Source organism: Streptomyces sp. NPDC020965 (assembly GCF_044333555.1).
Taxonomy (GTDB): Bacteria; Actinomycetota; Actinomycetes; order Streptomycetales; family Streptomycetaceae; genus Streptomyces.
Genome location: NZ_JBIRRE010000012.1, coordinates 243,535 through 263,180, shown reverse-complemented (window position 1 = coordinate 263,180; position 19,646 = coordinate 243,535). Strand labels below are relative to the sequence as shown.

Genomic DNA, 19,646 nt, shown 5'->3' with positions numbered 1-19,646 from the left:
GGGGTTTCCGCCCGTGCGTTTGTGTGAGGCCTGTGTACTTTCCCCTGGGGGCCAACCCGGGGGGCGTGCCCCCCCGGGGTGGGGGCGCGGTACATCTGCCCCGCCCCCCCCTCCCTCGTACGCCTGGTACTCCGCGCACGCCCCCCGCACGCCCGCGCGCGGTCAGTCGAACCAGCGGTCCCGGGCCAGCCGCCAGCCAGAGCAACGGCCGGCCGAAGCCGCGATCAGTCGAACCAGCGGTCCCGGGCCAGCTCCTCCGTACGCGACGGATCCTCCAGCAGCGCCGCCACCTCGAAACGCCTCGGCCACTGCCCCGCCGCCCAGGCCAGCCCCGCCGCCACCCCCTCCAGGGTCGCCGCGTGGATCACCCCGTCGGGCGTACGGCGCCAGTCCAGTTCCACACCGCCCGCGATCAGCTCGTCATGCTCGCGGTACGAGGCCGGGGCGGCGGGCCCGAGCAGCGTCCGGACGGCCTCCGGAACCTCGCGCTCCGCGCCCTCCGTCGTCACCTCCGCCACCAGCGCATCGCCCAGCCGCCGCACCTGCAACAACTCGGCCAGCTCGGCGGCGCGCGCCGGCGCCACCGGCAGCAGGGGCAGCCCATCGGCCAGCGGCAGCAGATCGGGGGCGTCCGCCACCAGCGCGTCCGCCGCGTCCACGACCCGCACCTCCCCGTCCACGACCGCCCGCAGCTCGTCCGGGAGCGTCACCTGCTCCGGATCCAGCTCCGCCAGCGCCGTGTACAGGGCACGCAGTTGGGCCGGGCGCACCGGGCGGTCCGGGTCCGCCAGCCGGCCCAGCAGCTCCGCCGCACCGCCCGGCTCGTCCAGCAGGGCCGCGGCCGAGGTGCGTACCCCCAGCGCCCGCAGGACCTGCGCGTCGTCGAATCCGGACGCGTCCACGGCCTCGTACAGCCCGTCCAGCAGCGGATCGCCACCGGCCGCCCGCAGACCGGCCGGACGCCTGCCGTCCAGTACGGGATGGTCGCGCAGCCACCACGCCGTGTACGGCCGTACGGTCTCCGTCGTGCCGTCCGGCAGCAGTACGCGCACGGACTGGGTGAGCGCGTCCCGCAGCGGCGGCCTCGCCAGCAGCGCGAGCGCCTGCGGCCAGCAGTCGTCGTCCACGAGGTCCAGGTCCCGGACGGCGACGATCTCGGTGGCCACCGGCGGGACCGGCGTCTCCGGCAGTCCGTCGAGCACGTCCTCGCACCAGACGTCGACCGCGTCCAGCAGACCGGCGTCGTCGGGCTCGGCGAAGTCGCCGTCGCGGGGATCCAGCTCGTCCGGGTCGAGGACGACGTCCGTGGCCCGTACGAGGGTGAAGTTGGCCAGCACACCGCAGGCGGCGAGCGGTCGCTCACCCCAGCGGGCGGCCAGCTCGCTGTCGCAGAACGCGAGCGCGTTCCGGTTCATCACCAGGGCGAAGGGGCTGCCGGGGAGGACGAGTTCCCCGGCCGGGGCGGGTTCGCCGTCCTCGTCGGGCAGGGCCAGCGCGCCGAGCCAGGGCTCGTCACCGGGCTCCAGCTCGGCGTCCCGGGCGAGCGCGAGCACGATCTCCGCGAGTTCGTCGGCGTCGAGGGCGTCCTCGTCCCAGATCTCGCCCGCGTCCAGCGAACCGGCGACCGCCGCACGCACCTGCGGGGTCGTCAGCACCGCGCGCGGGGTCGCGGCCAGCGCGCCCAGCTTCTCCAACAGCGGGTGCGCGGCGTCCGGGTGGACCACCTTGAGGCCGAGCCGGGCCAGGTGGGCGGGGGTGTCGGCGAGCGGCAGCAGGGTCTGCCGGGGGCCGATCGTCGTCCGGCCGTCCGCCAGCGGCACGGGCAGGCCGGTGAGCCGGTCCGGATCGACACCGGCGAGGCTGTCGTAGAGCCGCCGCCACCAGGCGGGCTCACGCTCCAGGCCCGCGAGCCGGTCGATCGCCTCGGTCAGCGGCACCCGGGCGACACCGAGCGTCCGCAGCTCCACCCGGCGCTCCAGACCGGCCGGCAGCAGGCTCGGCAGCACCTCGGCCAGCACCCGTACGGTGTCGGTGCCCGCGCCCTCCAGGACCTCCGCCTCGATGGGGCGCAGCCCGGTGGGGAGCTCGCGGTCCGGCAGCCCGGTGTCCTCGTCATCGGCGGCGCGGGGGGCCGCCGCCGCCAGGAACGCCGTACGCGGCAGCAGTCCGAGGATCGCCGCCCGCAGCGCCCCGTCCAGCTCCCCCTTGCCGAGCGCGCCCGGCACCAGGTCGATCGTGCCGGTGGACACCGGCTGCCAGCCGCCGAGGAGTTCGGCGTAGGCGACGGCGGCCCGCTGGACGAGGAAGTCCGTGAGCGGGCCGGGGGCGGGATGGCGGCGGGTCGGGTCCAGCGGCAGCGACGCGATCAGCAGGGCGGGGACGCCGAGCGGTTCATCGGTCGGCGTCGGCGCGTGGACGACGGGGGCCGTACGGGGCCGGGCGGGCGCGCCGTCGGGGTCCACCGGGACGGCCCAGGTGACGCTCCAGTGCGGGCGCAGCCGCTCCTCGATCGGACGGTCCCTGAGCAGCTCCGCGTCGAGTCCGCCACTGTGGGTGACGGTCCGCCAGCGGGATTCGCCGTGGGTGCTGTCGTGGATGCGAGTGTACGGGCCGGTCGCCGAACGCTCGATCCGCCGTACGCCCTCCGGGGTCTCCACCACGATCTCGGTGAGTCCGGGGAGGGTGAGGAGCAGGGCGTCGTCAATGCCGGCCAGCAGGCGTTCGACCAGGTCAACGGCGGTTCCGTCGCGGAGCGGGAGGACGACGACCGTGTCGTAGCCGTCGGGGGCGGTGCCCTCGGCGGGCAGCGGGAGCCGCAGCGAGGGGACCTGGCCGTCTCGGCGGCGCAGCTCGTCGCCGAGGCCGGGAGAGGTCTCGGCGGCCTCTTCGGTGAGCGCGCGGGCCTCGGCGAGGGACCAGCGGACGCCGCCGTGACGGCCGAGGACGGCGGGCTCGTCACTGACAGCGATGACGGCGGCGAATCCGACGCCGAACCGGCCGACACTGCCGGTGCCTTCAGAGCCGTTCGCGCTCGCGCTGCCGTCGCTCTCGCCGTCTTTCTCGCCGTCGATGCCTCCGCTGTCCCGTTTCGCCGAGGCGCGCAGGGTGCTCAGGGACTCGACACCGGCCGCGTCGAGCGGAGCGCCGGTGTTGGCCACCGCGAGGACCGGGTGGTCGGTGGGCCCGGTGCCGGTGCCGGTGCCGGGCCGGAGGGTCAGCCGGAGCCGGCCGGGGGTACGGGCGCGGGCGGCGGCGTCGGCGGCGTTCTGGGCCAGCTCGACGATGAGCCGGTCCCGGTAGCCGCCGAGAACGAGGTCTTCCTCGGCGTTGGCGTCCTCACGGAAGCGGGCGGGGGCGGCGCGCCACGCGTCGAGCACCCCGCGCCGGAGCCGCGCGGTCCCGAACGGGTCGGCCGACTCGGGGGTCGTGAGGCTCACGCTGGTGCTCCGCTCTGTGTTCGGCGAGGGGGCCGTGCGGCCCGCCCGGCCGAAGGTACCGCGTCACCGCACCCCGGTTCCCCGCGCCTGCGCGCGACCGATCCCCGGAAACCCCACCCCACCCCCCGTTTTCCCCACAGACCCACCCCCGGACCCCCCACCACCCCAAACCAGCCCGCCCTGGAGGCACCAAACCAGCCGTCCGGCGCTTGAGGACACCCCCGCCCAACCCAGCCGTCCGGCCCTTGAGAACGCACCCACCGCCCAACCCAGCCGTCCGGCGCTTGAGGACACCCCCGCCCAAACCACTTGAGGACACCCCCGCCCAACCCAGCCGTCCGGCACCTGAGGACGGACCCACCGCTCAAACCCAGCCGTCCGGCGATTGAGGACACCCACCGCCCAAACCCAGCCCGTCCGGCGATTGAGGACACCCACCGCCCAAACCCAGCCCGTCCGGCGATTGAGGACACTCGCCGCTCAAACCCAGCCCGTCCGGCGATTGAGGACGAACCCACCGCCCGGGAAAGCCGGACACCAGCATCGGCTTCAGCACAAGGGGCCCGGGGGCCCGGGGGCTCAAGGGATCAGGAATGCCCCAGATCCGCGTCCTGAAGGGCCCCCTCCGGCACCGACCCCTCCCGCTCCGGATGGAGCGGAAAGACGTCGGGCGCGAGAGAGTCAAAGACCGGCACCGGAGGCTGCGGCGGCTTCGGCATCACGGCCGCCTCCGAGTGCCCCCCGCACCCGTACGACAGCGACACCACACGCCCGTCCGCCGGCGAGAACTCATTCGCGCACACACCGAACGCCTGCCCCAGCGACCCCGTGAGAGGCAGCAGGAATCCGCAGGTCACACACGGCGCCGGGGCCGCCTGCGCCATGGGGGTCTTCGCGCCGAAGGACTCTTCCCAGCGGTCGGCCGCGACATGCAGCCCGTATCGGGAGAGCACGCGCGCACGGCGCATCCCGAGTTCCTCGGCGACGGCCGCGATGGAGCCGCGCGCATTGGTCGCGGTCTCGGCCGGGGTGCGGTCGGTGAGCTCCGCGTCCTCCGCCTCGACCCGTTCGGCCAGGTCGTGGGAGGTCTCCTCGATCGCCGACTTAGGCGGGGGTACGTCCTCGCCCGCGTAGCCGGGCTCCAGGCGCAGGTCTTCCGCCTCGGTGGGCAGCAGATCGCCCGGTCCCAGGTCGCCCGGCCGCAGCCGCTCGCTCCAGGGCACCCACTCGGGTGCCAGCAGCGAGTCGGGGCCGGGCAGGAGGACGGTCTCGTCCAGGGTGACGTTCTTCGCGCGGGAGGCCCGCGCGACGGTCACCGCCCAGCGCCAGCCCCGGTATCCGGGTTCCTTGCACTCGAAGAAGTGGGTGACAACCCGGTCCCCCTCCGAGACGAGGGACACATGCTCGCCGACCACCCCCGGTGCCGCGGTCTCCTCCGCAGCCGCTCGGGCGAGGTCTACCGCCTCGGCGCACAGACGGTCGGGGGTTCGGCTTCGCGTCGTCGCAGCACTCACAGGTCTCGCTTCTCTCCTACGCCGTCTCACGGGTGCGCGGGCCGGGTGGTGAGTACGGGCCGCAGGCGGAGCGGACCTGAGGGCCGCATCGACGTCCGCGCCCAGACCAACCTGTCCCGGGCACACCTACCGCCATCCATTCTGCGGGATGCCGAAGAGGCGCGCGGCCGAGAACAATCGCCGGTGGCGCGCTACGCACGCTACCCCCTCCGCAGCCCCGCGCCCACCTGCGCGCTCCAACAAGAGGTGAGCGAGAGGTGACGAGAAGGAGCGAACGAGGCGCGAACGGGGCGGTGACAGCGGTGGAACGACCACCCCGAACGGGCGGCAAGATGCCCGCCGCGAAGGGCGCATCACACCCATACCTCGGGGACTGTGGGGCACTATGACGACGTGGCAACCGCCAGGTCGTCCGAAGAACCCGGGTCGCTCAGCAGAGCGAGCCGGACGGTCGGGCGTGCCCTGCGCCTGCCGTTCCGGGGCACCGCACGCGGTATCCGAAAGGCGACCCACGCACACGGGGCGGGTGAATCGGGCCTCGGCAAACTGATCGAGCTGCACGCGGTGAACGGCGCCGGCGATGTCATGATCACCGTCGCGCTGGCGTCCACGGTCTTCTTCTCCGTACCGACGGACGAGGCACGCGGCCGGGTGACGCTCTACCTGGCGATCACCCTGGCCCCCTTCGCCCTGCTGGCCCCGGTGATCGGTCCGCTGCTCGACCGCATTCCGCACGGCCGCCGCGCGGCGATGGCGGGCGCGATGCTCACCCGGGCGGTGCTCGCGGTCGGCATGTCGGCCGCGGTGGCGACGGGGGGCATCGAGCTGTATCCGGCCGCACTGGGGGTGCTGGTCGCATCGAAGGCGTACGGGGTGATCCGCAGCGCGGTCGTGCCCCGGCTGCTGCCACCACGGTTCTCGCTGGTGAAGGCGAATTCCCGGGTCACGCTCGCGGGTCTGCTGGCAACGGGCCTGGCCGCGCCGATCGGGGCCGGTCTGCACCGGATCGGTCCGGCGTGGCCGCTGTACGGGGCGTGCGCGGTGTTCCTCTTCGGCGCGTACTGGGCGCTGCGGCTGCCCCCGACGGTGGACTCGGCGAAGGGCGAGGACAAGGCGCACATCCTCCCCCACGAGCGGGGAGTCACCGGACGGCGCGGGCCCGCCGAGGCGCGGAAGCCCAGTCTGCGGACGGTCGGCCCGTCCGTACTGCACGGCCTCCAGGCGAACGCGGCCTTCCGGATGCTCTCCGGGTTCCTGATCTTCTTCCTCGCCTTTCTGCTCCGGGAACATCCGCTGGCCGGGCAGAGCGCGGCCGTCTCCCTCGGCATCGTCGGTGTCGCGGCGGGCCTCGGGAACGCGCTGGGCACCACCGTCGGCGCGTGGCTGAGGGCCCGCGGCCCGGAGCTGATCATCGCCACGGTGCTGGGGGTGGTGCTCACGGCGGCGATCCTGGCGGCGGTGTTCTTCGGCGCCGGAATGGTGGCGGTGCTGGGCGCGACGGCGGGCCTGTGCCAGGCGCTGGCGAAGCTGTCGCTGGACGCGCTGATCCAGCGGGATGTGCCGGAGCAGGTGCGGACCTCGGCGTTCGCCCGCTCGGAGACGCTGCTCCAGATGGCGTGGGTGGTCGGCGGCGCGATCGGGATCGTGCTGCCGCTGAACGGGGCGCTGGGGATGTCGGTCGCGGCGGCCATCATCAGTACGGGGGCGGCGGTCTCCGTACGCGGTCTGCTGGAGGGCGCCCGGGGCGGCGGCCGGCCGCGCCCCCGCCTCACTTAGGGCTCTCGTTTGGATCTCGCTGGGCTCGCGTGCCCTGGCACCGCACCTCGCCCCACCTGGCCAGCGCCCGGCCCGCCCCACACCCAGCCCTCCCCCTCCCCTCCCCTCCCTCCTCCCTCTCGAACGGCACCGCCCGCCCCTCGCACGGCCCAGCCCCACCCGACCGGCCCCCACGGCACGCCCCAGCCCCCAACCACTAGCCCCGCCCGGGCCCGGCCCTCCCCAACTCCCCCAATTCCCTCTCCGGCGCCCCCTCCGACACCCTCTTCGTGCCCGGCCCGACCCCGTCCGAGCGGCGTCGACGCGCAGGGGGCGGCGCGGCGCGCCGGACCCCGGCGTGGACAGGGCTGGTGGGCCCGATAGCCTTTCGGCCATGACCGTTGCGTTCCTCTCCGGCAGGCGTCGCCGGGCCACTGCCGCCATCGGTGCCGTCAGCGCCGGGCTCCTCGTCCTCTCCGCCTGTGACAAGCCGACGCCGCTCGCGACCGTGACGGTCGGGACGGAGTCGGTGAACTCCGAGGCGGCCTGCTACAACGACGGCAAGGCCATCAAGGAGTCCCTGATCCAGGAGTGCATGAACAGGAAGACCGGCAAGACCATCAAGGTCTCCCTGGACGACCGGGTGCGCTTCGGCGTCGACCCGGAGATCGCGGAGCACGGCTGGACCCTCTTCATCGGCGGCCAGCCGGCCGAGCAGGAGCCGTTCAAGAAGACGTACCGGTCCGTTCCCGCCAGCGCGTTCTTCACCTCGCAGACGGGCGAGACCTCCAACAAGGCGAACATCAGCATCGTCGAGACCAACGGCAAGAAGCTGCTGGGCATCTGGCTCTTCACGCTGGAGAAGTCCTGACCCCAGGGGTGACGCCGTGCGTGTACTGGTCGTGACCGCGGTGGCGGCGGAGGCGGACTCCGTCGCCGCGGCCGTCGCCGGAGCCGGGAACGGAGCCGGGAACGGCATCGATGTGATCGCCGGTGGTGTCGGTCCGGCCGCCGCCGCCGCCGCGACCGCGACCGCGCTCGCGACCTCCCCGTACGATCTGGTCATCTCGGCCGGCATCGGCGGTGGCTTCCCGTCCCACGCGCCCGTCGGTTCCCTCGTCGTCGCCGACGCGATCGTCGCGGCGGACCTCGGCGCCGAGACCCCCGACGGCTACCTCCCGGTGGACGAACTCGGCTTCGGCCGCACCACGCACCTTCCGCCCGCCCAACTCGCCACGCGCGCCGCGCTGGCGACCGGCGCCCTGTGCGCACCGATCCTCACCGTCTCCACGGTGACCGGCTCGGCAGCCCGCGCTGCCGAGCTGAGCGGACGTCACCCCCGGGCCGCCGCCGAGGCGATGGAGGGGTTCGGGGTCGCCGAGGCCGCCGCCGTCCACGGTGTGCCGGTGCTGGAGATCCGCGCCATCTCCAACGCCGTCGGACCGCGCGACCGGGCCGCCTGGCGCATCGGCCCGGCCCTGGCCGCGCTGGGCAGCGCCTTCCCCCCGCTCATCCCGCTCTTCGAGGAGCCGTCGTGACCCTGCGGATCGCCTACTCGCCCTGCCCGAACGACACCTTCGTCTTCGACGCGTGGGCGCACGGCCGGGTCCCGGGCGCGCCCACCATCGATGTGACGTTCGCGGACATCGACATCACCAACGGGATGGCCGAGCGCGGCGAGTCCGACATCCTGAAGGTGTCGTACGCGGTGCTGCCGTGGGTGCTCGACGAGTACGCCCTGCTGCCGTGCGGCGGCGCGCTGGGTCGGGGCTGCGGACCACTGGTCCTCAGCCGCGCGCCCGGCCTCGACCTGCGGGGCAAGACCGTCGCGGTGCCGAGCGAACGCTCCACGGCCTATCTGCTGTTCCGGCTCTGGGCGGCTGATCTGGTGCCCGGTGGGGTGGGCGAGGTGGTTGTGCTGCCGTTCCACGAGATCATGCCCGCGGTACGGGACGGTCGGGTGGACGCCGGACTCGTCATCCACGAGGCGCGCTTCACCTACCCGTCGTACGGTCTGCACTGCCTCGCCGACCTTGGCGAACACTGGGAGTCCAGCACCAGCCTCCCGATCCCGCTGGGCGCGATCATCGCCAAGCGGTCGCTGGGCGACGACACGCTGCGGCTGCTCGCGGATTCGATCCGTACATCGGTGCGGATGGCGTGGGACGACCCGGAGGCGTCACGGCCGTACGTACGGGAACACGCCCAGGAGATGGATCCGGCCGTCGCCGACCAGCACATCGGGCTCTACGTCAATGAGTTCACCGCCGACCTCGGTGAGGACGGCTACGCCGCGGTGCGGGGGCTGCTCACCCGCGCGGCGGCCGAGGGGCTGGTACCGCCCCTCGGCCGGGATGCACTGAGGTTCCTGTCGTACGTGTCAGAGGACTGACGGACCCCGACGGCGAAGGCGCCGGGGCGCGAGAAGGCCGGGCCCGGGCGAACGGGGCCGACGGGTCCGGGACGTCGATGGTCCGTGTGTGCGGATGCCGGGCGACTGGCTGACCGGCTCACCGCTGAGGACCCTAGACGTCGAGCTGGTCCGCCACCGCACGCAACAGGCCCGCGATCTTCGCGCCGTGCGTCTTGTCGGGGTAACGGCCGCGCTCCAGCATCGGGGTGATGTTCTCCAGCAGCGTCGTCAGATCCTGCACGATCGAGGCCAGTTCGTCCGGCTTGCGCCGCTGTGCGGCGGCGACGGACGGAGTGGGGTCGAGAACGGTCACCGAGAGGGCCTGGTCACCGCGCTGACCCGCGACGACACCGAATTCGACGCGCTGGCCCGGCTTGAGCGAATCGACTCCGTCGGGCAGCACCGACGAGTGCACGAAGACGTCGCCGCCGTCGTCGCGGGAGAGAAAGCCGAAGCCCTTCTCGCTGTTGAACCATTTGACCTTGCCGGTAGGCACGTCTGTCCTCGTCTTCGTACTCATTGGGGCGCTGGGGCCACCGGGAGCTGGGCGCCGATGAAAACGGCTCTGGATTCACCGCAGCGGGCCGTCCGACCCGCCAACCCAAGGCTAATGGTCCAGGGGCTGGAGACAAGACGTCACCGATCGGTTCCTCCCCGCAGGGAACTACCCTGGCCGGATGACTGCTACTCCTCCCGCACCGGGTGACGGGCTGGTCCGCGCCGGTGGGATCGTCTTCATCATCGGCGCCGTGGCCACGCTGATCACCATGGCACCACTCTTCCTGGGGACCGACCCGTTCCCGCCCGTCGCGTACGGGATCTGCATGTTGATGGGCGTCGGTTTCGCGATCTCCGGGGCCGGCGTGTTCCGGACGATCGCGGCCCAGCGGCGCGCGGCGAAGGCGGTCTCCTAGCCGGTCAGCCGCGCGCGGCGAGGTGGCCGCGCAGCCAGTCGGGGAACTCCGTCAGCGCGGCGAGCACCACGTCCGCACCGGCTTTCCGCAGCTCATCGGCGGTACAGGGGCCGGTGGCGACGGACACGGCCAGCGCTTCGGCGGTGTGCGCGCCGCGGATATCGCCGGTGTGGTCGCCGACGTACACACTCGCGCCGTACTCGCGCAGCGCCTCCGCCTTGCCCTCCGCCCACAGCCAGCCGATGACCACGTCCGGCGCGATGCCGAGGTGGTCGAGATGGAGCTTGGCGTTGGGCTCGTGCTTGGCGGTGACGACGATCGCCCGACCGCCGAGCTCCTGTACGGCGGCGACGGCTTCACGGGCGCCCGGAAGGGGGCCGGTGGGGTCGATCGCGTACTCCGGATAGATCTCGCGGTAGCGGTCGCCCATGGCCTGAATCTGATCATCGGGAAACCAGTGCGCCAGCTCCTGCTCCAGTGGCGGACCGAGCCGGCTGACCGCGAGATCGGCGTCTATCTCGACGCCGGTCTCCGCGGTGAGCGCGAGATAGGTCGCTCGGACGCCGGGGCGGGAGTCGATCAGGGTCATGTCGAGGTCGAAGCCGACGGTGAGGGCGGGTGCGGAAGCCATAGCGCCATTGTGCGTGGTGGGGGCGGTGGGCGCCCTGGCTCACCGCCCGTGCCGCCCGCCCGCCCGCCCGGCCACCGTCAGCCCGGGCAGCCCCCGCCACCGGCCATCGTCGTCCCGGCCAGCCCCCGCCACCGCCACACTCCGCCACCGCACGCACCGCCATCGCGGGCAGCACACCCGCCCGACCAGCCACCACAGGCAGCACACCCAGCCGACCGCCACCGCACGCACCGCCACCGCGGGCAGCACACCCGCACGCAGCACACCCGCCCACCCGGCCACCGGCCGGGATCAGCGCCGCCGCGCCCGCGCGATCAGATAGATCGCGGAGGCGATGGCGGCGCCCTTCACCACCCAGGGCCAGGCCCCGCCGATCGCCTCCCGCATCCCTTCCTTCGCGGCGGCCTCGGCCTCCGCCGCGGCGCCGCCCTCATCCACCTGGCTCCACATCCAGATCAGCCCGGCCATCGCGACAGCCCCCGGCAGCACGAAGACGGCGAACTTCCGCTGCGCGTCGGACAGCTTCCGCGAGCCGTAGGCGCAGAGCCAGCCGAGCCCGAGCGCGATATAGGAACTGAAGACCGCGCCCCCGATCAGCAGGGCCGCGGCGAGCAGCAGGAACGGGCTGTCGAAGCCCGTCGCCGGTACGGCGGTGCCGTCGTCGTCCGCCGCCACGGCCTCCGGCTCCGGCTCGGCGCCACGGCGCCGCAGCCGTGACAGCACACGGCGCAGCCCGCCGGGCGACTCCTGCTCGACCTCCTCCGTCGCGGTGTCGTCATCGAGGTCGTCATCGGCGCCCGCCTTCTTGAGCGCGGCGATCTCCTCCTCCGTCAGCGGGGGCCGGAGTATTTCGGGGATCTCGACCCCGCCGGTGAATCCGGCGACGCGCTCTCCCGCCCCGAAGGACTGGGGCGCCATGCTCCACCAGTCGACGTCCGTATCGGACGAGCCGAGTTCGTCCAGGCCAGCGAGGTGCGGTGGCAGCCCTCCGGCCGGGGGCGGCGGCACGGCGGGGCGATCGGTGTTCTTGCCGAGGCGTGGACGGGGAATCCGGCGCCGGACGCGCTGCCCGGGCAGCGCCAGCAGACCGGAACGCTCACTCCCGTCACCCGACGCGCCCGGTCGATCCTGTGCGCCCTGGCCGCTCTCCCCGCCCTGGCCGCCCCGCCCACCCTGGTGACTCTCTCCGCCCTGGCCGCCCTGTTTGAACCACGCGACCCGCCCGGGCCGCCGGGCCGCATCGGACGGTTCCGTACGGGAGGACCCCGACGCCGCTCCCCCGCCGTCACCCCCCGACGGCCGGTGCTCGGGCGAGGGGGCCGCGGCCGGCCCGGTGCTGGTGCTGGTGCTGGTGCCGGTGCTACTGGCCGCCGTCACCACGTCGTCCGGAGAGCCGAGCCGCCCCAGGATGCGCCGCACCGAGGCCGGGGTGTCCGGGGTGGTGGCTCTCGCCCGCTGCCGGTCGATCTCCCCCCGCACCGTCGCCACCAGCTCCATCCGGGTGCCGGACGGAAGCTGCCGCTGCTGGGCCAGATCCCCGATCCGGCTCAGATAGTCGTAGACGAGCTGGTCGCTCTCGATCCCCACGGCGTCCCCTGACGTTCCCTGCCGGGGCCGCCCGTCCTCCCCGGTCCGGCCCGCCCTGTGCATGACCGTAGCGCGAGGACGGCGCTCCAGGGACTCCCCGGGCGTTCCAGGGACTAACGTGGGTCGGATGGGGACCATGCCCGAAGGAAGCAGTCCGCGCACGCTGGCCGAGGCCCTGCGCGCCCGAGACGACGACGAGCTGGGCGCGCTGCTGCGCGTCCGCCCCGACTTGCTGAGCCCCGTACCGGGTGATCTGTCCCAGCTCGCCACCCGTGCCGGGACGCGCGCCTCGGTCGTACGGGCGCTGGAGCGACTCGACCGATTCACCCTCCAGGCCGCCGAGGCGCTGGCGGTCGCCCCCGAACCCGCCTCGTACGAGGGTCTGCTCACGCTGCTGACCGGCGACGAGGGCGATCCCGCGATCGAGACCGCCCTGCCGCGCGCGGTTGACGCGCTGCGCAGTCAGGCGCTGGTGTGGGGCGGCGACCGGCTGCGGCTGGTGCGGACGGCCCGGGAGCTGCTGGCGCCGTCGCCGACCCGGCCGTCGCCGACCGGTCTCGGTCCCACCGTCGCCGAGGCCACGGCCGGGATGTCACCGGGCCGGATCCAGGAGGTCATCGCCGCCGCCGGGCTACCGACGACGCACGATCCGGTATCCGCCGTGGCCGCTCTGACCTCGCTCTTCACCGACCGGGAGCGGATGGGCGCACTGCTCGACTCGGCGCCGTCGGCCGCGCTGACGGTGCTGGACCGGCTGGTCTGGGGGCCGCCGTACGGGGAGGTCACCTCCGACCCCGCACCCCCGGTGCGCTGGCTGCGGGACCACGGACTGCTGCTGCCCACCTCCCCGCGCACGGTCGTGCTGCCGCGCGAGGCCGCTCTCCATCTGCGGGCGGGCCGCGCGCACCGTTCGGCGGAGCCGCTGCCGCCCCGGATCACCCCCGCCGCGTCCTTCGCGACGAGCCGTCCACAGGTTGTGGACGGCACGGCGGCCGGCCAGGCGTACACCGCGCTCTCGACCGTCGAGGACCTGCTCCAGGACTGGCACGAAGGCGGTCCCGCCGTGCTGCGCGCCGGAGGTCTCTCCGTCCGCGACCTGAAGCGGACGGCGGTCGCGCTGGACGCGAGCGAGCCGATGGCCGCGTTCTGGGTGGAGCTGGCGTACGCCGCGGGCCTGCTGGCATCGGACGGCGCGACCGATGAGCGGTACGCCCCGACGCCCGCGTACGACGACTGGCTCACCCTCCCGGCCGCCGAGCGGTGGGCGCTCCTCGGCGACGCCTGGCTGACCGCGACCCGTACCCCCGGCCTGGTCGGCGGCACCGACGGCAAGGGCCGCGCGCTCTCCGCGCTCGGCCCCGACCTGGACCGCACGGCGACCGTGGAGGTACGCCGCAGAGTGCTCGAACTGCTGGCGACCCTGCCGGCCGGCACCGCGGCCGATCCGGAGACGGTGCTGGCGCGGCTGCGCTGGGAACGGCCGCTGCGGGGCGGGGCTGCGGACGGCGGCCATGTCGATCTGCGCTCGCGCATCGCGGGCTGGACGCTGACCGAGGCGGAGGCGCTGGGGGTGACGGGCCGGGGAGCGCTCTCGGCCCATGGACGGGAACTGCTGGGCAGCCCCACGCCCGCGGCGTACCCCGGCCCCGCCGTCGCGGCACCGGCGCCCGCGCTGACGGCCGCGGAGCGCGCGGCGGCCCGGGACGCCGCCGCGGTGGCCCTCGCGCCACTCCTCCCCGAACCGCTCGACCACGTCCTCCTCCAGGCCGACCTCACCGCCGTCGCGCCCGGCCCGCTGGAACGCCCGCTGGCCGAGACCCTCGCGGTGCTCGCCGACGTCGAGTCCAAGGGCGGCGCCACGGTCTACCGCTTCACGCCCGGCTCCGTACGCCGTGCGCTGGACGCCGGACGTTCGGCATCCGATCTGCACACCTTCCTGATGTCCCACTCGCGGACACCGGTACCGCAGCCGCTCAGCTACCTCATCGACGACGTGGCCCGGCGCCACGGCCATCTGCGGATCGGCTCGGCCGCCGCGTACGTCCGCTGCGACGACGACGCGCTGCTGGAGGAGATCCTCGCCGACCGCCGCTCCCAGGGCCTGCGGCTGCGCCGCCTGGCGCCGACCGTCCTCGCCTCCCAGACCGATCCGTCGTCGCTGCTGGAGGGCCTGCGGGCGCTCGGCTACGCGCCCGCCGCCGAATCGGCGGAGGGCGATGTCCTGATCACCCGCGCGCACGCCCGCCGCACCCCACCGCGCACCCCACCGGCCCCGGTGCCCGACGGCCCGCCCCTGCCGGACGCCGCGCTGCTCGGCGCGGCGGTCCGGGCGATCCGCGCCGGCGATCTCGCCGCGACGGTGGAGCGGAAGCCGGTCCCCGAACCGTCATCCGGCGAGGGCGGCGCCGGCCGCGGCGGCGGTCTCCCCCGCTCGACCTCGGGCGAGACGCTGGCCACCGTCCAGGCCGCGGTGATGACCGGCTCCTCGATCTGGATCGGCTATGTCAACGCGGAGGGCACGGCGAGCCAGCGGGTGATCGCGCCGGTGCGGGTGGAGGGCGGGTTCGTGACGGCGTACGACCATACGGCGGACGAGGTCCGCACCTTTCCGCTGCACCGGATCACGGGCGTCGCGGAACTCGCCGACGACCCGGCCTGACCCGCCACCACCGACCGCCCTTCCCGTCCTTCCCGTCCCCGCTGCTGCCCTTCCCTCCTTTGCTCTCCCCGGCCCTTCCACCGACGACTGTCGCGACCGGCGCGGCGGCGGCCCCAGCGGTGTCCCCCGTGCCTGCCGTACCCGCCTGGGGTACGGGGCCGGGGACGGAGGCGCCGTCCTTCGGCTCCCCCAGCGTGTGGAAGCGATGCCCGATCCGGCGCCCCAGCATGAGATAGGCGATCAGCGCGCCCCCGGTGTTCAGGAGCACGTCATCCACGTCGAAGGCCCGCCCCTCGACGAGCGCGCCCTGTGCCAGCTCCACGAACACGATCACCACGGTGGTCAGCAGCATCACCCGGACCATCCGCAACCTGCGCGGTACGAGTACGGGAAGGATGAGCCCGAAGGGCGCCCCGAGCGCCAGATTGCCGCCGATCTGCTTACAGGCGGCGAGGAACGTGTACTCCTCCGCGTACTGCCGGAGTGAGTGCCCGGGACGGAGGTTCGCCCCGGCGATATCGGCCGATGCGGCCGACGGGGTGAGCGTCAACCGGGCCAGCACCACCGCGAACCCGACCAGCGCGACCAGCCCCACCGCGATGACCAGCACTCTCACGAGAGGCGCGTGGCGCGGGCCGGTAACCGTGTCTTCCTGTGAATCTCCTCGGTCTTCTCGCTGTTGTTCGTCCATACCCCCCGGATGCCCCCCGACCCCACGTTCAGGCACCACCACACCCCACCAGGACACGCCCCCGGCCCCGTCCGCGGTACAGGCTCCTCGGGCGACACCGGCAGGGCACACCGGCCACGGTGGACCGCGCTACCCGTGCCGCGCCTGTCGCAGCCGCTCCACCAGCACATCGACATCGGTCCACGGATTGGCCGTCCTGCCATCGGACCTTCCGTCGCGTAGTGCCCGCGCCCGCTGTCGAGCCTGATCGAGGTGGGGACTCAGAACGGCATAGTCCAGATGCTTCCGGTCGACCGAATACCCCGCCCCACCGTGCTTCTCCAGAAGCCTCTGCATCACCGCCGATGTGCTGTACGCCGTCATGGCTGTGAAGTGGAGCAGAATCCACAGCTCGAAGCACGGGTTGGTGAGCACGACGCCGATTCCGTGACGCTCGGCGAGCCCGAGTGCCTCGTCGAGAGAAGAGTGCGGAACAGGGGCTTCCACATCGAGCACGCACCAGACCTCGTCATAGGCCGTGTGGCGGTCGACGGCCGACGTCGACGCCCGCTGCTTGTGCGCGATCGCCGCCCTCACCAGCGACTTGGGCTCGCCATGCGTCCCGCCCAGGCAGATGAGGACCGGGAGCCCCCGCAGCTCGCCGCGTAATCCTCTGAAGTACTGGTCCTCGGTGCGTTCGCCCTCGCAGTAGAGCAGGAATCTACGCTGCTCCGGACGTCTGCCCTTCTCCCGCTTCAGCGGCTTTCCCCGCCCCACGCCCACCCCCACGATGGAATTCTTCAGTGATATGTCGCAGCAGGTCGTCGTCCAGAAAGGGAACCGCCCCGTAACGACCCGCCAGATAGCGCTTCTCAAGATTCTCGGCGGAGTCACGCACGCTGAACTCCGTCATGGGGAACAGACGCGTCGCCAAGGTGCCCGGGTCCTTCTCGGTGAACCACACCTGGTCGCGGAAGATCTCCGTACGGACATTCCGGCCCAGCAGCGCCGCCTCGTGGGTGCTGAACACCAGCTGAGCACCCGATCGATTGATCTCCGGCGACTGGAACATCCCGACCAGCGCGTCGACCAGATACGGATGCAGTCGCGCGTCGAGTTCATCCACGCAGAGAACCGCTCCCCTGGTCAGGGTGGTGATCACTGGGCCGATCAGACCGACCCAGGTACGTGTCCCACTCGACTCCTCGGCGAGGTCGAGCGGGAAGACACCGTCCGCTGTCCGGTGCTCCACCCGAACCCGGTCCAGCGGGGCCGCCCCCACATAGACCTGATCGCCCAGCGCCTCCCGCACCGCCTGAGTGAGGCGCTTGTGCATGTCCTGGGCCTGCTCGTCCGCCTTCTCGATCTCCAGCCCCGACACTCCCAGGTCCGCGAAGCGGAGGAGGGCCATAACGGGTGTCGCGACACTCTGGTGCTTGTCGTCGAGGCAGAGATGGACTGTGTGGTCGAGGCGGTTCTGGAAGTCGGCGTCCGTGGCCATGGAGAGGCCGAACCGGAACCAGCGGTAGATCGCACCGAGTTGTTGATGCCCCTGCGCGGCGGCGACCGAGAGATAGAGGCTGTTGGGGCGCAGCAACTCCGAGATGACCTTGCGATGACCAGTCAGCGATCGCCCGAAATTGATCTTGTTGCCCGGCTTCCGTTCGTACAGCCGACGCTGTCGGCCCTCCGGGTAGTAGTAGAGCCACTCCTCCAGCACCCGCTCGTCATCGACCGAGAACCCGAATTCATGGCGGATCCCCTCCAGCGCGAAGTCCACCATGAAGACACTCGGGTGGGAGGAGGAGTCCGCCCTCAGCGCGAACGACCGACGGGGAACACCGCCACTCGGGTCCCAGCGCCGGAAAGACGACAGAACCGCCCGCCGCATCCAGCCCAGCGCGTCGATGACATTCGATTTCCCGGACGCGTTGGTCCCGTAGATCGCGGCCACCGGGACCACCCGATGGCCACTCCCCGACACCTCGCCCTCGGCACGGTCCGGATGGCGGTCGGCCGCGACCAGGGACAGTTCCTGTTCGTCCCGCAGGGATGCGTGGTTAGTCACCTGGAACCGAAGCAGCATGGCAGCTCCCCCAAGCACCGGAGATTGTCGTTGGGCGGGCGGTATCGTCAAGTTTTGACGATACCGCCCGCCCAACGACACCGCATAGACCATTCACCCACACGGGTAGCGAGATCCATGACGGTCGGATTCCCGAAGGAAGCAGCGGGGTCCCTGCGCAGGCGTCGCCCGATGAGCGACACTGGATGTTTGGCGAATTCGGCCGAGCCCAGGCCACAGCGCACCAGCGGAGGACGCACCAGGTGAACGGACCCCTCATCGTCCAGAGCGACAAGACTCTCCTCCTCGAAGTCGACCACGAGCTGGCCGACGCCTGCCGGCGTGCCGTCGCGCCCTTCGCGGAGCTGGAGCGTGCCCCCGAGCACATCCACACGTACCGGATCACCCCCCTCGGTCTGTGGAACGCCCGCGCCGCCGGGCATGACGCCGAGCAGGTCGTGGACGCGCTGGTCGAGTACAGCCGCTACCCGGTCCCGCACGCCCTGCTGGTCGATGTCGCCGAGACGATGGCTCGCTACGGTCGGCTCACGCTCTCCAAGCACCCCACCCACGGTCTCGTCCTCACCTCCACCGACCGGCCGGTGCTGGAGGAGATCCTGCGGTCCAAGAAGGTGCAGCCGCTGGTCGGGGACCGGATCGACGCGGACACCGTCGCCGTGCACCCCTCCGAGCGGGGGCAGATCAAGCAGACCCTGCTGAAGCTGGGGTGGCCCGCCGAGGATCTCGCCGGGTACGTCGACGGCGAGGCCCACCGCATCGATCTGGCCGAGGACGGCTGGGCGCTGCGGCCGTACCAGAAGCAGGCCGTCGAGGGGTTCTGGCACGGTGGCTCCGGTGTGGTCGTGCTGCCCTGTGGCGCGGGCAAGACCCTGGTGGGCGCCGGGGCGATGGCGCAGGCCAAGGCGACGACGCTGATCCTGGTCACCAACACGGTCTCCGCCCGCCAGTGGAAGCACGAGCTGGTCAAGCGCACCTCGCTCACCGAGGAGGAGATCGGCGAGTACAGCGGTACGCGGAAGGAGATCCGCCCGGTCACCATCGCCACCTATCAGGTGCTGACGACCAAGCGGAAGGGGATCTACCCGCATCTGGAGCTGTTCGACTCCCGGGACTGGGGCCTGATCGTCTACGACGAGGTGCATCTGCTGCCCGCGCCCGTCTTCAAGTTCACCGCCGATCTCCAGGCCCGGCGCAGGCTCGGTCTGACCGCGACCCTCGTACGGGAGGACGGCCGCGAGTCCGACGTCTTCTCGCTCATCGGGCCGAAGCGGTTCGACGCGCCGTGGAAGGAGATCGAGGCGCAGGGGTACATCGCGCCCGCCGACTGTGTGGAGGTGCGGGTCAACCTCACCGATGCCGAGCGGCTCGCGTACGCCACCGCCGAGACGGAGGAGAAGTACCGCTACTGCGCCACCACCGCGACGAAGCGCAAGGTGACGGAGGCGCTGGTCGCCAAGCACCAGGGCGAGCAGACGTTGGTGATCGGCCAGTACATCGACCAGCTCGACGAGTTGGGCGAGCACCTGAACGCGCCCGTGATCAAGGGTGAGACGTCGAACGCGCAGCGGGAGAAGCTGTTCGACGCGTTCCGGCAGGGCGAGATCTCGGTACTGGTCGTGTCGAAGGTGGCGAACTTCTCGATCGACCTTCCGGAGGCGACGGTCGCCATCCAGGTCTCGGGCACCTTCGGTTCGCGTCAGGAGGAGGCACAGCGGCTGGGCCGGGTGCTGCGGCCGAAGGCGGACGGCCACGAGGCGCGGTTCTACTCGGTCGTCGCCCGGGACACCATCGACCAGGACTTCGCGGCGCACCGCCAGCGGTTCCTGGCGGAGCAGGGTTACGCGTACCGGATCGTGGACGCGGACGAACTGCTGAGCTGAGGCGGCGGTAGGCGGAAAGGCGGGAGACGGGAGGCTCCGGGGGGGGAGCGTCGGTCCGGGGGGTACGGGGGACGTCAGTGGCGGCGGATGTACGGGCGGT

15 protein-coding genes are annotated in these 19,646 nt (G+C 72.6%); 7 read left to right on the top strand and 8 right to left on the bottom strand.

Going from position 1 to position 19,646, the window contains the following annotated elements:
- Positions 1–224: 224 nt before the first annotated feature.
- Both ACH4S7_RS31220 and ACH4S7_RS31215 read right to left on the bottom strand, forming a co-directional pair.
- The gene (locus tag ACH4S7_RS31220) at positions 225–3,437 is read right to left on the bottom strand and encodes a molecular chaperone Hsp90 (protein WP_398524699.1); all 3,213 of its coding nucleotides are present in this window, start codon (positions 3,435–3,437) and stop codon (positions 225–227) included.
- Between the two features lie 587 nt (positions 3,438–4,024).
- Entirely contained in the window at positions 4,025–4,951 is a 927-nt protein-coding gene (locus ACH4S7_RS31215) for a DUF3027 domain-containing protein (RefSeq protein WP_398524698.1), read from the bottom strand.
- Positions 4,952–5,344: 393 nt separating this feature from the next.
- Between ACH4S7_RS31215 and ACH4S7_RS31210 the strand changes: the two genes are divergently transcribed.
- The 4 genes from ACH4S7_RS31210 (at position 5,345) to ACH4S7_RS31195 (ending at position 9,098) form a co-directional block, all read left to right on the top strand.
- Positions 5,345–6,727 carry an MFS transporter gene (locus tag ACH4S7_RS31210; protein ID WP_398524697.1) on the top strand — a complete coding sequence of 461 codons (1,383 nt, stop codon included), beginning with the start codon at positions 5,345–5,347 and terminating at the stop codon, positions 6,725–6,727.
- Positions 6,728–7,100: 373 nt separating this feature from the next.
- Complete coding sequence (locus ACH4S7_RS31205; protein WP_398524696.1) at positions 7,101–7,577, top strand: DUF2771 domain-containing protein; 477 nt, start codon at positions 7,101–7,103, stop codon at positions 7,575–7,577.
- A 16-nt stretch (positions 7,578–7,593) separates the two neighbouring features.
- The gene (locus ACH4S7_RS31200; RefSeq protein ID WP_398524695.1) at positions 7,594–8,244 is read left to right on the top strand and encodes a futalosine hydrolase; all 651 of its coding nucleotides are present in this window, start codon (positions 7,594–7,596) and stop codon (positions 8,242–8,244) included.
- Positions 8,241–9,098, top strand: a complete 858-nt coding sequence (locus ACH4S7_RS31195) for a 1,4-dihydroxy-6-naphthoate synthase (protein WP_398524694.1) — start codon at positions 8,241–8,243, stop codon at positions 9,096–9,098. The genes ACH4S7_RS31200 and ACH4S7_RS31195 overlap by 4 nt, the downstream gene beginning before the upstream one ends.
- A gap of 133 nt (positions 9,099–9,231) precedes the next feature.
- On the opposite strand, the gene ACH4S7_RS31190 is transcribed toward ACH4S7_RS31195, so the two are convergent.
- Positions 9,232–9,615: a cold-shock protein gene (locus ACH4S7_RS31190; RefSeq protein WP_398524693.1), complete on the bottom strand. Its 384-nt coding sequence runs from the start codon at positions 9,613–9,615 to the stop codon at positions 9,232–9,234.
- 181 nt (positions 9,616–9,796) lie between these two features.
- Between ACH4S7_RS31190 and ACH4S7_RS31185 the strand changes: the two genes are divergently transcribed.
- Positions 9,797–10,033, top strand: coding sequence for a hypothetical protein (locus ACH4S7_RS31185; protein ID WP_398524692.1), 237 nt, complete (start codon positions 9,797–9,799; stop codon positions 10,031–10,033).
- Between the two features lie 4 nt (positions 10,034–10,037).
- Here the strand turns inward: ACH4S7_RS31185 and ACH4S7_RS31180 are convergent, their stop codons facing one another.
- Together ACH4S7_RS31180 and ACH4S7_RS31175 are read right to left on the bottom strand one after the other, a co-directional pair.
- On the bottom strand, positions 10,038–10,664 hold the full coding sequence (locus ACH4S7_RS31180) for an HAD family hydrolase (protein WP_398524691.1): 627 nt from the start codon (positions 10,662–10,664) through the stop codon (positions 10,038–10,040).
- Between the two features lie 291 nt (positions 10,665–10,955).
- The gene (locus tag ACH4S7_RS31175) at positions 10,956–12,251 is read right to left on the bottom strand and encodes a hypothetical protein (RefSeq protein WP_398524690.1); all 1,296 of its coding nucleotides are present in this window, start codon (positions 12,249–12,251) and stop codon (positions 10,956–10,958) included.
- 136 nt (positions 12,252–12,387) lie between these two features.
- Between ACH4S7_RS31175 and ACH4S7_RS31170 the strand changes: the two genes are divergently transcribed.
- Positions 12,388–14,910 (top strand): helicase C-terminal domain-containing protein, encoded by a 2,523-nt coding sequence (locus ACH4S7_RS31170; RefSeq protein WP_398524736.1) that lies wholly within the window; start codon positions 12,388–12,390, stop codon positions 14,908–14,910.
- On the opposite strand, the gene ACH4S7_RS31165 is transcribed toward ACH4S7_RS31170, so the two are convergent.
- From ACH4S7_RS31165 to ACH4S7_RS31155, 3 genes are all read right to left on the bottom strand, one after another.
- On the bottom strand, positions 14,873–15,526 hold the full coding sequence (locus ACH4S7_RS31165; protein WP_398524689.1) for a VanZ family protein: 654 nt from the start codon (positions 15,524–15,526) through the stop codon (positions 14,873–14,875). The genes ACH4S7_RS31170 and ACH4S7_RS31165 overlap by 38 nt on opposite strands.
- A 204-nt stretch (positions 15,527–15,730) precedes the next feature.
- Positions 15,731–16,357 (bottom strand): RloB family protein, encoded by a 627-nt coding sequence (locus tag ACH4S7_RS31160; RefSeq protein WP_398524688.1) that lies wholly within the window; start codon positions 16,355–16,357, stop codon positions 15,731–15,733.
- A complete protein-coding gene (locus ACH4S7_RS31155) occupies positions 16,302–17,666 on the bottom strand; it encodes an ATP/GTP-binding protein (protein ID WP_398524687.1) in 1,365 nt (454 codons plus the stop codon). Before ACH4S7_RS31155 ends, ACH4S7_RS31160 begins: the two co-directional genes overlap by 56 nt.
- 242 nt (positions 17,667–17,908) lie before the next feature.
- Here ACH4S7_RS31155 and ACH4S7_RS31150 point away from each other — a divergent pair, with 242 nt between their 5' ends.
- On the top strand, positions 17,909–19,546 hold the full coding sequence (locus ACH4S7_RS31150) for a DNA repair helicase XPB (RefSeq protein WP_398524686.1): 1,638 nt from the start codon (positions 17,909–17,911) through the stop codon (positions 19,544–19,546).
- Positions 19,547–19,646: the final 100 nt, after the last annotated feature.